Annotated in this window: 18 protein-coding genes; 8 read left to right on the plus strand and 10 right to left on the minus strand. The window is 23.7% G+C overall.

The window, feature by feature from the left end:
• The first annotated feature begins 201 nt into the window (after positions 1-201).
• The 3 genes from MBORA_RS06170 (at position 202) to MBORA_RS06175 (ending at position 2,343) form a co-directional block, all read left to right on the plus strand.
• Positions 202-1,389 (plus strand): AAA family ATPase, encoded by a 1,188-nt coding sequence (locus MBORA_RS06170; protein WP_063720388.1) that lies wholly within the window; start codon positions 202-204, stop codon positions 1,387-1,389.
• 82 nt (positions 1,390-1,471) lie between these two features.
• Positions 1,472-1,624, plus strand: a complete 153-nt coding sequence (locus MBORA_RS10590) for a DeoR family transcriptional regulator (RefSeq protein WP_106787238.1) — start codon at positions 1,472-1,474, stop codon at positions 1,622-1,624.
• 272 nt (positions 1,625-1,896) lie between these two features.
• On the plus strand, positions 1,897-2,343 hold the full coding sequence (locus tag MBORA_RS06175; protein ID WP_248845835.1) for a helix-turn-helix domain-containing protein: 447 nt from the start codon (positions 1,897-1,899) through the stop codon (positions 2,341-2,343).
• Positions 2,344-2,471: 128 nt separating this feature from the next.
• On the opposite strand, the gene MBORA_RS06180 is transcribed toward MBORA_RS06175, so the two are convergent.
• Positions 2,472-2,681 (minus strand): hypothetical protein, encoded by a 210-nt coding sequence (locus MBORA_RS06180; RefSeq protein WP_248845836.1) that lies wholly within the window; start codon positions 2,679-2,681, stop codon positions 2,472-2,474.
• 172 nt (positions 2,682-2,853) lie between these two features.
• Between MBORA_RS06180 and MBORA_RS11340 the strand changes: the two genes are divergently transcribed.
• Positions 2,854-3,105: a transposase gene (locus MBORA_RS11340; protein WP_157944455.1), complete on the plus strand. Its 252-nt coding sequence runs from the start codon at positions 2,854-2,856 to the stop codon at positions 3,103-3,105.
• A 729-nt stretch (positions 3,106-3,834) separates the two neighbouring features.
• Positions 3,835-4,017, plus strand: coding sequence for a hypothetical protein (locus MBORA_RS10600; protein ID WP_042692276.1), 183 nt, complete (start codon positions 3,835-3,837; stop codon positions 4,015-4,017).
• 371 nt (positions 4,018-4,388) lie between these two features.
• Here MBORA_RS10600 and MBORA_RS06185 read toward each other — a convergent pair whose 3' ends face one another.
• From MBORA_RS06185 to MBORA_RS06195, 3 genes are all read right to left on the minus strand, one after another.
• Positions 4,389-4,790, minus strand: coding sequence for a type II toxin-antitoxin system VapC family toxin (locus MBORA_RS06185; protein ID WP_042692274.1), 402 nt, complete (start codon positions 4,788-4,790; stop codon positions 4,389-4,391).
• The gene (locus MBORA_RS06190) at positions 4,787-5,023 is read right to left on the minus strand and encodes an AbrB/MazE/SpoVT family DNA-binding domain-containing protein (RefSeq protein ID WP_042692272.1); all 237 of its coding nucleotides are present in this window, start codon (positions 5,021-5,023) and stop codon (positions 4,787-4,789) included. The genes MBORA_RS06185 and MBORA_RS06190 overlap by 4 nt, the downstream gene beginning before the upstream one ends.
• Positions 5,024-5,137: 114 nt before the next feature.
• A complete protein-coding gene (locus MBORA_RS06195) occupies positions 5,138-6,124 on the minus strand; it encodes a glycosyltransferase family 2 protein (protein WP_063720391.1) in 987 nt (328 codons plus the stop codon).
• A gap of 689 nt (positions 6,125-6,813) precedes the next feature.
• On the opposite strand from MBORA_RS06195, the gene MBORA_RS06200 reads away from it, so the two are divergent.
• Positions 6,814-7,896, plus strand: coding sequence for a tyrosine-type recombinase/integrase (locus tag MBORA_RS06200; protein WP_063720392.1), 1,083 nt, complete (start codon positions 6,814-6,816; stop codon positions 7,894-7,896).
• Between the two features lie 593 nt (positions 7,897-8,489).
• Here MBORA_RS06200 and MBORA_RS06205 read toward each other — a convergent pair.
• Positions 8,490-8,969 (minus strand): ferredoxin-thioredoxin reductase catalytic domain-containing protein, encoded by a 480-nt coding sequence (locus MBORA_RS06205; RefSeq protein ID WP_042692265.1) that lies wholly within the window; start codon positions 8,967-8,969, stop codon positions 8,490-8,492.
• A 34-nt stretch (positions 8,970-9,003) separates the two neighbouring features.
• Complete coding sequence (locus MBORA_RS06210) at positions 9,004-9,285, minus strand: glutaredoxin family protein (protein WP_042692263.1); 282 nt, start codon at positions 9,283-9,285, stop codon at positions 9,004-9,006.
• 55 nt (positions 9,286-9,340) lie between these two features.
• On the opposite strand from MBORA_RS06210, the gene cas2 reads away from it, so the two are divergent.
• Complete coding sequence (gene cas2, locus MBORA_RS06215; RefSeq protein ID WP_231475776.1) at positions 9,341-9,691, plus strand: CRISPR-associated endonuclease Cas2; 351 nt, start codon at positions 9,341-9,343, stop codon at positions 9,689-9,691.
• Between the two features lie 178 nt (positions 9,692-9,869).
• Here the strand turns inward: cas2 and MBORA_RS06220 are convergent, their stop codons facing one another.
• The 3 genes from MBORA_RS06220 to MBORA_RS06230 all read right to left on the minus strand — a co-directional run bounded on the left by MBORA_RS06220 (position 9,870) and on the right by MBORA_RS06230 (position 12,214).
• On the minus strand, positions 9,870-10,733 hold the full coding sequence (locus MBORA_RS06220) for an aldo/keto reductase (protein ID WP_232817538.1): 864 nt from the start codon (positions 10,731-10,733) through the stop codon (positions 9,870-9,872).
• Positions 10,734-10,874: 141 nt separating this feature from the next.
• Complete coding sequence (locus MBORA_RS06225) at positions 10,875-11,312, minus strand: cupin domain-containing protein (RefSeq protein ID WP_187115403.1); 438 nt, start codon at positions 11,310-11,312, stop codon at positions 10,875-10,877.
• A 68-nt stretch (positions 11,313-11,380) separates the two neighbouring features.
• The gene (locus MBORA_RS06230) at positions 11,381-12,214 is read right to left on the minus strand and encodes an aldo/keto reductase (RefSeq protein ID WP_042692261.1); all 834 of its coding nucleotides are present in this window, start codon (positions 12,212-12,214) and stop codon (positions 11,381-11,383) included.
• Positions 12,215-12,643: 429 nt separating this feature from the next.
• On the opposite strand from MBORA_RS06230, the gene MBORA_RS06235 reads away from it, so the two are divergent.
• Positions 12,644-13,093 carry a MarR family winged helix-turn-helix transcriptional regulator gene (locus MBORA_RS06235; protein ID WP_042692258.1) on the plus strand — a complete coding sequence of 150 codons (450 nt, stop codon included), beginning with the start codon at positions 12,644-12,646 and terminating at the stop codon, positions 13,091-13,093.
• Positions 13,094-13,237: 144 nt separating this feature from the next.
• Here MBORA_RS06235 and MBORA_RS06240 read toward each other — a convergent pair whose 3' ends face one another.
• On the minus strand, positions 13,238-13,699 hold the full coding sequence (locus tag MBORA_RS06240; protein ID WP_042692255.1) for a hypothetical protein: 462 nt from the start codon (positions 13,697-13,699) through the stop codon (positions 13,238-13,240).
• Positions 13,700-13,876 lie beyond the last annotated feature (177 nt).

The raw sequence follows: 13,876 nt of genomic DNA on the forward strand, positions 1-13,876 counted from the left end.
TATGAAAATTTAAATGAATTAATAGAAATATTTAAACGAGAATACTACAAAATAGTTGATTTAACATCATTCTACAAAAACTGGGTCAAAGAATATCTAGGTATAAATATTTAGTAATACACTATAAAAAAATATAAATTTATTAGTAAAGATATATTTAACTAGTAAAATAAAAAAATAGTTAAACAGGAGATGAATTTAATGAATATAATGCCATCAACAATACCTAAAGATTTTGATAAATATTTTTTTAATAGGAAACAGGATATAGCCAAAATTAATGCATATCTTTCAATGTTAGAAAAAGATATCCCAAATCAATTTTTAATAACAGGATATCGTGGTGTAGGAAAAACATTTTTACTTAGAAAAATATTAAAAGATCAGGACAAAAAATTCTTAACTGCATATATAGATTTATCTAATATTTTTGCACGTGAAATATCAAATTTAACTGAAGAAGAAGTAATGAAAGAACTTTTATTAACATTTAAAAACTCTATTTCAAAAGATAAAACTATTTATGAACAAATAAAAAATAATATAGCTATTTTTTTAAAACAATTAAAAATAAAAGATTATGATTTTAATAGTAATGCTGATATTTTTGATATTCCATTACCTATAATTAAGAATAATTATAATAAACTAAGTAAATTTGTCATGGAATTACCTCAAAAAATTGTTGATTCATCAGATGAAATTAAAGGTTTTATCATTGTTATAGATGAATTTCAACTTTTAGGAACAATTAAAAGTCCTGAAGCATTTTTTTGGTTAATTAGAAGTTATTCACAACAACAATTCAATGTTAGTTATATATTCACCGGATCTGTATCTAAAACTTCTGAAGTTACTGAGATGCTTAATGGACAAACAGGAGCATTTGGAGGTCGAATGATTCAAATTGATATTGAACCATTTAGTCGTGAGGAAACAAAAAGATATGTTGATGAGAGATCTAACAATGTTAAATTTAGTGATAAAGGCTTTAATCAATTTTACTTATGTACTAAAGGAATACCAATTTATATTAATACTTTATGTTCAATACTTCCTGCAAATTCTGTTTGTGATGAAAATATTATTCTTGAAAACATTAAATTAAATATTGATCACATTGCATTAATGTGGATATATGTTTGGGGTAGATTAAATGCAAACGAACGTGAAATTGTAATATTACTTAATGAAAACAATGGTGCAAACTGGACAACACTTAAAAATAGTTTACCATATTCAACACCTACAATCTCAAAATATTTAGATTCCCTATCTAATAAAGGAATTGTTGATTATGATTTCAATAAAAAATATGTTATTTCGGATAATATGCTTAAAACATGGTTGAGCATCAAAAAAGAACAAAACGGAAGGTATCCTTTATAACTATTCTAAATAGATTGTTTAAATAGTTGATGATTTCAAAGAATTCAATCTCAATGATAGACAAATTGATGCTTTACTTAAGATGAATAATGAAAATATGTCATTTACTTATAAATCATATGAAAATCAATATGATATATCTAAATCAACAGCAAAACGTGATTTATCAAATTTAATGAGTCATAATCTAATTAGAAGAATAATTATTGACCAAACATATTATTTCATGATTTGAATGGGGGTTCAAAATTTAACCAAAAAATGAACCCCTTGGAATTAATAATATAATGATTAATATAATTGAATAGAATGTAGTTAACAATTAAATTATCAAACCTATATTTAATTAAATGGTAGTGACATTTATCTTAGAAAAAAATGAACCCCACTTAATTAATTCAGAGGTCTTTATTTTTTGAATTATAGTTGTTTACTAAACTTTTATTATAGATAAGTGACAAATAACATATTATGTCTGGAAAATCTAAAATAAATTTATTTAATAAAATGAGTAAAGAAGAGTTAAACAATGAAATGAGTCAATATGTTGCATTTTATCGTTATTATCAGCGATTGATTGCGATTAAATTTATAACAGAAGGCCATACAATACAAGATGCAGCAAATTTACTTAACATTTCTTACCCAACTGTTCACAGATGGGCTAAATCCTGTGAAATGGGTGGATTAGATGGTTTAAAACCATCTTTTGGAGGTGGAAGACCATCAAAATTATCTTATGAACAACAAGTAGAATTAGATAATATCATTGAAAATACTCCTAATTTATCAATGAAAAATGTTCAACAAATAGTTAAAGAAAAATTCAATGTAGAATACAGTTTAAAACAAATAGGAGTCATAGTAAGAAAATTAGGATATAATTATAGCAAAGCATATCCTATTTTTACTAAAACTCCAAAAGATGCTAAAAAACAATTAAAAAAAACTTAGAAAAATTTAATGTAAGTGAAAATGATATAATTATCTTATTTGATGAATCAGCATTCATAAACGAACCTTATAACTCTAAATCATTATATAAATCTGGAACAAAACATAAAAAATTCAGTAAAAATCCATTATAAATTTAAAATAAATGCCACAGGATCTCTAGCAATAAATGGTAATTCAACAATAACAATTACAAATTCTTCAACAGCTCCAGAAATAGCAATATCCCTATTAGAATTAAGAAAAGCTAATTCAACAAATATTGAGTTTGTTAAATTATTGAATAATATTTTAAAAAATGTAAAAAATCTCAGATGAAGAAATAGATAAAGATTCAACCACAACATATAGTCAGAATCATTGGAAAACATTGCAAAAGAGAATCAATAAAAAACGTGAAAAAAAGAAGAGAAATATGGAGAAATATAATCTTAAAAAATTTATTAAAAGAAGATCTACAAAAGAAATTACTCAATGAAAAAAGAATATGTTTAATTTTAGACAATTTCAGTGTTCATAAATCTGCATTTATATAAAAAAATAGCTAAAATTCTTAATATTAAACTAATTAATATCCCACCTTATTCTCCACACTTAAATCCTATAGAACAACTATGGAGAATAATGAAAAATATAATTCGCAACGAATACTTAAAATCCAAAGAACATCTAAAAGAACTAGTCAAAAAAACATTCAATGAAATTGTTGAAAACAATAATATTACAACACATTGGTACGAAACATTTATATTAAAAGTTTAGTAACTAACTATAATGATAATTATTAATTTTTCAAAATGTGTTATTTTTTAATCATATCTTTTTATAATTTATTACGATTTAAAGTGTGTTGGCAGAAATTATTAGTTTTTAATCATTGTTCATTTTTTACTAAGTTTACATTTTTTTATTAAATTTTGTTCAATTTCGTGATTTATTTTTTTTTGATTATTTTTTAATTTAATTACATTATTTCAATTAAAATATAGTTTATCTTATGAATCCTTGTTAGTTTTTAATTATAAGGTTTATAAATTTTTTATTCTAACTATAATTTATTTAAATCTATTTATATTAGAAATTACATATATATAATTAATTTATAATGGATTTTATAATTATTTAATCAAATATATGTATCTTGCATCAACAATCGTTGATGGAACTTTTAATTACTTTAAAATTAAACGTAACACTTCAAATGTGGGAAAATCACCATTTAATCTAAAAGATATGATAAAACTAATTTTTTTATGAATATATTGTGCAAAAATTAAATAAAGATGAAATTAATAAGCTTAGAAAAACAGCAAGGAAATTTTTAAATGATAAAATCTAAAGATACGATTTATTTAACATTAGCAAATTTGAATTATTTGGATAATCTCGGCATATTCTACTTTAATATCCATACATCACAGCAAAATCGAGAATAATTTCTGATAAATTTACCATAAAAACCAATTTGCTTATAGATTATTTTTGATTTTGATGAATATAAAAAATGTTGTTATTTGTCCAGAAAAACATGAATTAACACTTGATGGTGAATATGATGCTCCATCTGAAAAGGGTGGAGGCAATAAACTCAAATTACTCTATTCTAAACTATTTTGCTTGCAGAAATTGCAAATTTGCAGGAATTTACTTTTACAAAAAATCATAGAAAAATAACTCGATATGTTCATGAAGTTGCATACAAAACTGAGAGATTAATGGCCACTGAAGAAGGAATAAAAGAATATATAATTACGTTCTAAAACTGTAGAAGCACATAATGGAACTTTCAAAAGAATTTATCATTTATGACGACATTCCAATAACTGGATTAAAAAGAGTTTAGAACTTAATGTTCACCATTGTAGCATCCTACAATTTAATATAGATTGTTTAGTCTAATTAAAGAAAATAATATTGATTTATTTACAGTTATTAATTCTATAAAGTTCATATCATTAAATTAAAAAAAGTTTTCATAAAAAAAGGAGAAATGAAAAATGTTCAAAATAAAATAATTTCTGCCAACACTCCTAAAGAAATTATATCTATAAGCCTATTAAATTTATTCCTTCAACTCTCTTAAATTCTTTATCAAAACTAATTAAATTGTTAATTCCTTCTTCTTTCATAATATAAATAATACTTGAATCCGTATAACTTAATTTAGTATCAAATTTTTCGTAAATTAACATATTAGAAGAATTAAAATTAGAATTATCATATTCATTAACAATATTAAAAACACTAACTAATAAATTAAAAGTTGAAATAGCTATTTTTAACCCTAATTTATTTCCTATAACAGTTATAACTTCATTAATAATAAGATTACTGATAAAGCATTCATTAGTTTCAGTTAATTCTAAATAATCTAAAGCCTCTTCATGTAAAGAATCATTATCATTAACTAAAGCTATAATAAAAGAAGAATCTAAAAAGATTTTCATAAATATAAACCTCTTTTTAAATTTACTGCATTGGTAACTTCTTTAGAACTTCCTAAACCTACTAAATCTTTAACAGAAGGTTTTTCAGATTTAACGGAAATAGTTATTGTTTTATCAGGATTTAAATCCCAACTTATAATGCTATTTTCAGAAATATTTAATTCTTTTCTAACTTTAGAAGGTATTGTTGTTTGATTATTTTTATAAACTTTAGTAACTCCTACATTAACCATAATAAAACCACCTATTAGAATATATATTTAATAGGTATTAATAAATATTACCTTTTAAAAAAATACTTTAAAATAATTATTTATTAATTAAAAAATGAATCTATTAGAAATATTTTAATCCGTTTTTATAAATTCTTCATAAGTATTAGATTTTAAAACATCTAAGAAAAATTTTTTCTTAACTGGTCCTAAGTTATCTAAAAAATCATCATAATACTTAGTTTTTTTGATTTTTTCATAATCATCTTTAATTAAATTGAATAATGGCTCTTTATATTCATTTGTAATATCTTTTAATGCAAATTTTGGACCATTAATCTTGTAAGCTAGTAAATCAAATTTATAAGTTTCATAAAAACCATTATCAATAAACCTTTTCATAAGTTCCACACCTGCAGGAACTGTATCAAGATATTTCTCATCAACGACATGGGTAATAGAATTTTCATGCTTTCGTCTACAATATAAATGTTTTTTTATAATTGAAATCCTTTTTGCTTTTAAATAAACCTCAAAAAAGAAAGGCATATCCTCAAAATAAATTCCTTCTGGAAACTCTGCCTTGATCGATTTTAAAAACTTGTTTTTATAAATTTTTTGACATGCACTAACTGATAAATCAAATAAAAAGTCTTTTGTTTTCTCAGGTGTAAAAACACAATCATTAAAGCTTTTTGTAAAGCTATTTAAATTGAACCAATCATTTTCGTATGTTTTTCCACTTTCATCATCATAATTAATTATCTGAAAGAATGTAATGTCTGTATTTTTTTTACTAGCTTCATTATAAGCTATTTCTAATGCATCTAACTTAAACCAATCATCACCATCAAGAAAAGCAATATATTCTCCTTTAGCTATTTTCATTGCATTATTTCGACTTGCTCCAAGACCCATATTTTCTTGATTTATAATTGTAATTCTCGAATCTTTTTTACAATAATCGTTAATAATATTTAGGCTATTGTCACTAGATCCATCATTTACTATGATTATCTCAATTTCTCTAATTGTTTGATTTATTAAGCTTTCAATAGCTTTTATAATGAATTTTTCTTCATTAAATACTGCTAATATTGCGGATATTTTTATTTTATTCATATGAATCCTTTAATTTAATTTTGTGCATGTTTTATATTATATTTATTGTATTATGAGAAAAGAAGATTTTTTTTAGAAAATGAAAACACATAACCAAAAAGTTTATATATAAATATAATTATACTAGTAATCACAATACAACTTCAAAATAAGTTGTGTTTTAATAAAGTATTTGGGAGTAGATTCCTAAATTTGAACTTTATTATTTAGTGGTAAGGTACTGTTAGATATAATTAACATATTAAATATTTTATTAATACTTTAATGACTGTTGTGCGTAACTGATACTATATGCATTGTATGATGGAAATAATTTGTAGTATATTAATTTAAAATGAGTACTGAATTTAGATGTAATTAGTAGCACAAATACCTTATCACTATAATTTAGAATTAAAATCGGAATTTCTTTTTTGAACAATATTTTTTTAATGTTTATTAACAATTTAATAACTATTTTTTAAAAATTAACGAAATCACTCTATTTACACTAGCTAATATAGGTGTCTTGGTATTATTTATGTCACTTTTGGAAAAACTCCAAATTCATTAAATTTTATATATAAAGTAAACGTATATTTTATGTAATAATATACGTTTAATAAGAAAAGATACGAAGTATTTATATATTAAAAAAATTAATAGTAAAACAAGGGTTTGTTGTTGAGAATTAATGGAGAAAAAATACCATGATTGAAACGGAGGAGTTAACAAGCTACTTAGATGAGTATTTGGAAGAAAAAAAAGAAGTAAAGGATTTAACTCAAGAAACCATCAAAAAACAGACATTTAACATTAAAAAATTCATTGAATATCTTGAAAATGAAGGAATAGATGAATTAAATAGTAAAAATGTCAAAAAACAACTCAGGCATTACCGTAGGCATTGCCTTAAAGATAATGGTAACAAAAGAACAACAGTTAAAACCTATATGATGAATATTCTAGAATTCATAAACTCTGAAGAAGTTCAAGAGGAAATTCAGCATGAACCTGTTAAAATGAAGGATATTATCGAAGTTAAAGTAGAAGATCCTGAAACTGCAAAAAAAAGAATAGAAAAGATAAGCTTAACAAGACAACAAAGCAATTATCTTTTAGAAACAATTCAATTAACTGGTAATAAACGAGATTATGCAATTTGTAGAACTTTTCTGGATTCTGGAATGAGGCTTAAAGAATTAGTTTATTTAAACAAAAGTGATATAAAAGCTCCGATTAATGAAAGTGGTTTTTATATTTTACCAGATGATTTTTCAGATATTATTGAAATTCATTTAAGAGCAGAAACAACAAAAGGACAACTAAAAGATCGTACGACTTTTATCAGCTTTGATACATTAGCTAGTTTAAATGAAATGATTAACGATAGAATAACCAAACTAAGAAAAAACGAAAATAATGTTTATAGACCAGTGATTCAAAGAAAAAAAGCTGCTGAAGAAAAAACTAGAGAAGAACTCTTTACTAACATTAAAAATAAAAGAATTGGAAAACGTGCTGTTCAAGATGTTATCAAAAAGTATGCTCGCCTTACTGATAAGCGAATAGTTGAAAATAATGTTGATTGTCCAGTAAATTATGGGAAAAATGTTAGTGTTCATATTCTAAGACATACTGCATTAAGTCATTATGCTGAAGTCCTTACTGTTGCTGAAGTTCAGATGATTGCGGGACATTCTCACTCTCAAACTACAGATAAATATATTCATGTAGATCGTGAACAAATGAAACAAAAATTAAAAATTAATAATATGAGATACCATAATTAAATTTAATTGAAAATGTCTTTTTTATTAAATTTCTTATTTTTTATTAAAAAATAGCTATTTTGGATTAAATGGAGTATTTGTACTAGCTTGATATATTATATGTAGCTATTGATTTATACTATTTTATGAATATTACTTTGGTATAAATGGATAAATATATACTTTAAGTATAATTGTAAATACAGAAAATATTTAAATATCTATAATTATAATAATAATATTTTACTCTTTTATATAATAATATATGTATTACTATTTATACTATAATATATTATAATAGATATTTACTATATAATACATAATTATTAATAATATATATTTAAGTTTATTTATACGGAAATACTATTCCGACTATAATAATATTCTACTAAGAAAAATTTTAGTAAAAATAAAGGTTTTAATATAGTTATATAAAAAATAGCTAATCAATAACATTTATTTTTATAATTTAAAAAGTATAAATTTATTATAATGTTATTTAGTGATAATTAAAATCATTTTATTAAAAATAAAGCTATACTGTGCTTATTTTTATAAATTTTAATAATTTTTAACAAAGATAAAAATTAATAAAAAATAAAATTAGGATTTATTTATAAAATCCTTTCGAATCTATCTTTATCGGCCTTACAAATAGGACATAATTCTGGAGGGTTTTCTCTAGCACACAAATATCCACAAACCTTACATCTATAAATTGGATATTTTAAACTTCCAATCTCAGCTGAAGCATTAATAATCTCTTCATCTCCTTTTTTAAGCTCACTTTGTCTTCTATCAGGAATAGATTTAATTTCTTTTTTACCCTCTAAAATATCTTTACTTACATATAAAGCACAATAACATACTCCATAATCATCTAAATCCATATCTCTATAATCACATGGACAAATTAAATCCTGATCTTTTTCTCTTATTCCAATTGAAAGTCTACATGGACAAGATCCATAACCATATCTATCATTATTTTTTTGAATATTATCCAATAGAAATTCAACAAATTCAACATCAGGATTTACAAAATATCCCTTGCTTTCACTTTCAGCTTTAAAATCATCGTATAATTTTCCCATATAACTACTCTCCAAATTATACAAGTCTTATAAATCATATATTTAATAACATTTTAACCTCATCAGGTTCATAACCCATAACCACATCTTTATCATTTATAACAAGTGTAGGAAATGATAGGTTTTCATTGTATTTAGATACTTCATTAACTGCTTCATCACGTTCATCACCTTCAGTTAAATCAACATAAATATAATCAAACTCAACATTTAAATCTTCAATAAATTCTCTTAATTGTTTACACCATCCGCAAGTGCTTAATGCAAACAACAATATTTTACCTTTATTTTCACCATCAACATGTGTTAGTTCCATGATTAAATCTCCTAATTTATCATATATTTTTAAATGATATAAACCTTGTTATTACATGAAAAATAGAAATATATTCTTAAAATCTTTAAACAACTTAACAAAAAATATTATTTATAATAAAACTAATCAATATTCTATCATGTTAATAATAGCTACTTTTGATATTAAATTTAAAACTAATCAAGAAAAAATAGAACAAATATTACAACATTTTGGACTTAGAAAAATCCAAAATACAACTTATACCGGGGATTTAACTAAAATAGAATTAAAAGACAATATTAATGAAAACATCAAAGAAAAAGATAATATTTTGCTAATTCCATTATGTAAAAAATGTTATTCAAATAAAACTGTGCATAAAAGGAATATTAGTTTTAAAGAAGATTATATAGGATGTTTTTAAATGAAAGTTATAATCGATGGATATAATAAAGCAATAAAGAAAAAATTCAAATGTATTTTTAGGTGCACTAATTATATCACAAAAATTCCAATTAAAAACAGCCATACAACAATTATCCGAGAACTAAAAAATTCAGACCCCCTAAATGTTTAATTAGATTTGTAAAAATTTTAAAAACTTAATCTTCCCATTTTTTATTTTCTTTTGATGCAACATGGTTGTCTCTTCTGGATTTGACCATTTCATCAAACCATTCAACCATATCCGGATTATTATGATCAAAGAATAATGAATCATTACTATTTAATTCTTTAATTTTTTCTATATCTTCATTTGATAATTCAAAATCATAAATGTCAAAGTTTTGTTTAATTCTTTCTAAATGTGTTGATTTACATGCAAAGACTACTTTTCTTTGTACTAACCATCTAAGAATTACTTGAGCAGCACTTTTATTATATTTTTTACCAATTTTTATTAATGTTTCATTATTAAACATATTATTTTTTCCTTCACCAAAAGGAGCCCATGCTTCTATTTGAACACCATATCTTTCCATAATTTCTTGATCATAAGTTCTTTGGTATAAAGGATTAACTTCTATTTGGTTTACTGCAGGTATTACTTTTCTTTCAAATAAACATATATCTGCTAATCTATCAACTTGAAAATTAGATACACCTATTGCTCTAATTTTACCTTCTTCATATAAATCTTCTAATGCTCTGTATGCACCATAGTAATCAGCAAATGGTTGGTGAAGAAGTACTAAATCAATATATTCAGTTTTTAATTTTTCTAATGATTCTTCAATTGATTTTTTACATTCTTCATATCCATAGTTATCTATCCATACTTTAGTTGTAATAAATAATTCTTCACGTGGAATGCCACATTCAACTATTGCATCACCTACTTCTTTTTCATTAAAGTAACTTTGTGCTGTATCAATTGAACGGTATCCTACTTTAATAGCATTAAGTACTGCTTCTTTTGTTTCTTCTTTTGGTATTTGGTATACTCCAAATCCTTCTATTGGCATTTTAACTCCATATTATTCAATGTTACATATTCCATCTTATCACCTTGTATTACTTTTAATATTAATTTTTATAAACTAACTTAAATAGAAATTTTACATTAATTGATGGTAAAGTTTTTTATGAAAAATTTAAGTAAATGTTTACTCTAATTTTTCATATTCTTCATCAGTTAGAGCTTTTAACCATTCATTTGAAGTGTTTTCACCAGGAACTTCAACAGCAATATGACTAAACCAAGAATCAGATTTTGCTCCATGCCAGTGTTTTACTTCTGGAGGAATAACGATTACTTTTCCAGGTTCAAGACTTACTGGATCTTTTCCTTCTTCTTGATACCATCCACTTCCAGCAGTGCAAATAAGTATTTGTCCACCACCCTTAGATGCATGATGTATATGCCAGTTGTTTCTACATGATGGTTCAAAGCTAACATTTGCTAAAAATACTGGACTTTCATCTAATCCAGTTAGTGGATTTAAATATGATTTTCCACTAAAAAATTCATCATAATCTTTATTGAATTCTCCAGTTCCAAAGATATTTATTTTATCAAATTCTTCTTTATTATCTATTTTCATAATAACCATCTTTTTTTGCTCATGTTTATTGTTTGCTTATAGTTTTTTGAACTCTTTTGTTTTTATGTTTAGTAATTTGTAATAAATTCAACAAATTCTGCTGTATTAATATCTGCTATTGGAACATTAGTTTCTAATTTTTTAATTTCTTCCATATCTTCATCTGATAATTTAAAGTCAAATATGTTGAAATTTTCTTCCATTCTTTCTTTTTTAACAGATTTCGGGAAAGTTATGATTCCTCTTTGAGTAATCCATCTTAAGATTACTTGTGCAACAGTTTTATTGTATTTTTCTCCAATTGAACTTAAAATTGGATTTTGGAAGATATTATCTTTTCCTTCTGCAAGTGGTCCCCAAGCTTCTACTTTTGTAGCGAATTTTGCATGGAATTCTTCAGTATTTTCTTGTTGGTAGAATGGATTAACTTCAATTTGATTTATCATAGGTGTAATTTCAGAGTGCAATGCTAAATCTGTAAAACGATTTTGATTATAATTACATACTCCTATTGCTCTGATTTTACCTTCCTTATATAAATCTTCCATTGCTCTCCAAGTTGCATAGGTATCTCCTACATTTTGATGTATTAAGTAGAGATCTATGTAATCGGTTCTTAATTTAGAAAGAGATTCTTCAAATGCTTTTTTAGTTTCTTCATATCCATAGGAACTTACCCATACCTTTGTTGTTATAAAGAATTCTTCACGTGGAATTCCACTTTCTTCAATTGCTTCACCTACAGCTTCTTCATTGTAGTATGCTTGTGCTGTATCGAAGTGTCTGTATCCTACGTCTATTGCATTTAAAACAACTTCTTTTGTTTGGTCTTTTGGTATTAAAAAGACTCCAAATCCTAATTGTGGTATTTTTACATCATTTGATAGAGTTACATATTCCATTTTATCACCTTGTATTTTTATAATTATACTTAGTGATTTATTATATATAAATCTTTCCTTAGGAAAGACTTTTTTTAGAAAAGTTAATATTATATTAAATTTATATAATATCAATATAATTTTTTTATTTTTCTTAATTTCAAGAAATTCATTAAAATAGAAAAATTTAATCTTTAATTTTTAATTGTTGAGTTAAAATTTATTTTTAACCTTATAAAATTAGGTTTTAGTTTTTAATTTAGCTGTTAAAGATTAAAATTTCTTTTTAATTTAAAAAAATTATTAAAACCAGATATTCTCATTTGAAAATATTTGTGAATATATTTAGATTAGCTATATTAAATTTAAAAAAGCAAAATTAGTTTTTAATTATAAATTTTTTATAGCTTTATTAATAAAAATATTATATAATTAATATAAGGTGATTAAATGACTCTTCCAGAACAATTTAGGAAAAAGAATGCAGAGGATATTTTAATTTATCATTATGTTGAAGAATTAGTATCAAGTTATAGAGGATTTATGGCCAAAAGATTCGTTGATGAAGATATAAGTTTAGTTGAACTTCCATATTTTTTAAGACTACGTTTTAATAATAACAATACACAAAAAGAGTTAGTTGAAGTATTTAAAGTCAGTGAAGGTTATGCTGCAAAATTACTTAGGAGATTTGAAGATAGAGGATTAATTTCAAGAGAAGAAAATCCTAATAATCACAGTCAAAAAATAGTTAAATTAACAGAGAAAGGTATCAAAAAATCAGATATAATACTTGATTTAACTGAAGATTGGGAAAACAAAGTTACAAAAAATTTAGATAATAAATATTCTTTAAAAAAATATTTATTTACTATTGTTAAAGAAACGGAAAATATTTAATAATTTTTTTATTTTATAATATTTTAACTCTACTTTTAGATTTTTAATTATTTATCTTGATTTTTATAATTATTATAAATTTATTTGTTTTTTAGATTTAATTTTTGAAGTTATTTTTTTATGAAAGTGTAGACTATCTATTTTTTAAAATTTAATTATTAAATGTTGAGGTTCAACATTAAAAACAATTCTAGCTAAACTTATAGATAATGGTCTTATTGCAAAGTTTACCATAAAGTATGCAACTACCCAACGCATAGGCCACATTAAGAATAATATATTTAAAGACATGCTTCCAAATCCATATCCAAGTAAAAATGGCATTATAAATGACATTTGTAAGCTGATAAAGAAAGTTACTGGGTTAAAAAAACGGTCTGTTGGTGGAAAAGTAAAGAAACTTTTTGCAAGATATAAGCTAATTGGTATAACAATTAAAGTAACAATAAAGTACGCAACTGGCCACCTGATTAATTGTTGATATAGAAATATATCTATTGGAATATAACCAAATGGAACTGCAAACATTATTGGCATTAAAAATGACATGAAAAAACTAATGAAAAATCCTGTTGGATTCCATAATTTACTAATATTGAATTTCATATTTATCTTCCCTAAAGTATATAATAAGTTAAATGTTTAATTAAATTATTTATAGTTTCGGACAAAAAATTTTTTAGTTAATCATGATGAATTTACTGATCCAATTTTTATAGTAGGAATCTCTATTTACGATTCTATAGAATTCTTTTTCAAATAGTTTTTCCATAAATTCTATTG

Origin of the sequence: Methanobrevibacter oralis (assembly GCF_001639275.1) — an archaeon.
Taxonomy (GTDB): domain Archaea; phylum Methanobacteriota; class Methanobacteria; order Methanobacteriales; family Methanobacteriaceae; genus Methanocatella; species Methanocatella oralis.